Consider the following 2089-nt stretch of genomic DNA (forward strand, 5'->3'; position numbering starts at 1 on the left):
GCCGGCCGCCGTCCCCACGGCCGGCGGCGCGGCGCGCGTCGTTCACGTGCGTGTGCCGTACGACTCACGTACGGCGAAGGCCCGGTGCGGCGTCCGTGTGATCACGGGACGCGGCACCGGGCCTTCGTCATGGAGCGGGCGACGGGAATCGAACCCGCGTAGCTAGTTTGGAAGACTAGGGCTCTACCATTGAGCTACGCCCGCAGGACCGCACCGGTGCCGTCGTTCCGGCCCCGGGTACGAAGAGCATCGTAGCGGGTCGGAGTCGGTGCCCGCACACCCGTATTCCGGGGGCGCGCCGCGGCGGGTGGGAGGTGCGCCCGATGCGCCCCGCCCACTGCCGTAGCCGGAGCGGGCCATCTGCCGCAGGGCCGCCGGAAAGCGGCGGAGGGGCGCCCTTTCTGCATGTACCCTCTGTGTCGCACCGACGGGGTGTGGCGCAGCTTGGTAGCGCGTCCGCTTTGGGAGCGGAAGGTCGTCGGTTCGAATCCGGCCACCCCGACCACCAGGAAGATCGCATTGGGGGAGTCATCCCCCTTGCCGTTACTATGCAAATTGCGTGCCCGTGTGTCTGATGAGCCGGGCCGATCCGCGAAGCCGCCGACAGGCGGCGGGCGGGACCCCCCGAAGTCAGCCACCAAGGAGACCGAACCGTGAAGAGCGCCGTGGAGACCCTGAACCCGACCCGGGTTCGGCTCAGCATCGAGGTGCCCTTCGAGGAGCTCAAGGACAGCCTCGACGCGGCGTACAAGAAGATCAACCAGCAGGTCACGGTGAAGGGCTTCCGTAAGGGCAAGATCCCGGCCCGGGTCATCGACCAGCGGTTCGGCCGCGGTGCGGTTCTGGAGGAGGCCGTCAACGACGCCCTCCCGAAGTTCTACACCGAGGCGGTCAACGAGGGTGAGCTGAATGTCCTCGGCCAGCCCGACGTGGACATCACCGAGCTGAAGGACGGCGAGCTGCTCTCCTTCACCGCCGAGGTGGACGTGCGCCCCGAGATCGAGATCCCGGACTACTCCGGCATCGAGGTCACCGTGGACGCCCTCGAGGTCAGCGACGAGGACATCGAGAAGGCCGTGGAGCAGCTCCGTGAGCGCTTCGCGTCCACCAACCCGGTCGAGCGCGCCGCCGCCGAGGGCGACGTCGTGACGATCGACCTGCAGGCCAAGGTCGACGGCGAGGTCCTGGAGGACGGCGTGGCCGACGGTGTCTCGTACACCATCGGTTCCGGCGAGCTCCTCGAAGGCATCGACGAGGCCGTCAAGGGCCTGGAGGCCGGTGGCGAGGCCACCTTCACCTCCGAGCTGAAGGGCGGCTCCGCCGAGGGCAAGGAAGCGGAGGTCACCGTCAAGGTCACCGCCGTCGCCGCCCGCGAACTGCCCGAGCTGGACGACGAGTTCGCCCAGATGGCGAGCGAGTTCGACACGCTGGAGGAGCTGCGCGCCGACAGCCGCAAGCGCCTGGAGAACACCAAGCAGTACGACCAGGCCACCCAGGCCCAGGAGCGCGTCCTCGAGGAGCTGCTGAAGCTCGCCGAGGTCCCGATCCCGGAGAAGCTGCTCGCGGACGAGATCAACACCCGCAAGCACAACCTGGAGCACCACCAGCTCGGCCAGATGGGCCTCGACCTGGAGAAGTTCCTGGAGATCCAGGGCAAGACCGTCGAGGAGTTCGAGGCCGAGACCTCGGAGCAGGCCGTCAAGGGCATCAAGACCCAGTTCCTGCTGGACGAGATCGTCAACAAGGAGAAGCTGAACGTCAACCAGGAGGAGCTCACCGAGCACCTCATGCGGCGTGCTGCTTCCTCCGGCATGAGCCCCGACCAGTTCGCCCAGGCCGTCGTCGAGGGTGGCCAGGTGCCGATGCTCGTCGGCGAGGTCGCCCGCGGCAAGGCGCTCGCGCTGGTCGTCGAGGCCGCGAAGGTCACCGACACCAACGGTGAGATCGTCGACCTGGAAGACGACGAAGAGGTCGAGGAGGAGACGGTCGAGGCCGGCGCCGACTCCGACGAGGCCGCCGCCGAGGAGAAGAAGGAGGCCTGAGCCTCCCTCTGATCGGCACGACTGATCCGCACGACGGGCCCCGGACC

The 2089-nt window shown here is 68.4% G+C and carries 1 protein-coding gene and 2 tRNA genes; 2 read left to right on the forward strand and 1 reads right to left on the reverse strand.

What is annotated here, in order from left to right; all coding sequences use genetic code 11:
* Positions 1-130 precede the first annotated feature (130 nt).
* A tRNA-Gly gene (locus ACFWEP_RS34235) sits at positions 131-204 on the reverse strand.
* A 224-nt stretch (positions 205-428) separates the two neighbouring features.
* Here ACFWEP_RS34235 and ACFWEP_RS34240 point away from each other — a divergent pair.
* Both ACFWEP_RS34240 and tig read left to right on the forward strand, forming a co-directional pair.
* Positions 429-505 (forward strand) — tRNA-Pro (locus tag ACFWEP_RS34240).
* Positions 506-653: 148 nt separating this feature from the next.
* Positions 654-2042: a trigger factor gene (tig, locus tag ACFWEP_RS34245; protein ID WP_387376155.1), complete on the forward strand. Its 1389-nt coding sequence runs from the start codon at positions 654-656 to the stop codon at positions 2040-2042.
* Positions 2043-2089 lie beyond the last annotated feature (47 nt).

The organism is Streptomyces sp. NPDC060198 (assembly GCF_042728415.1).
GTDB lineage: Bacteria > Actinomycetota > Actinomycetes > Streptomycetales > Streptomycetaceae > Streptomyces.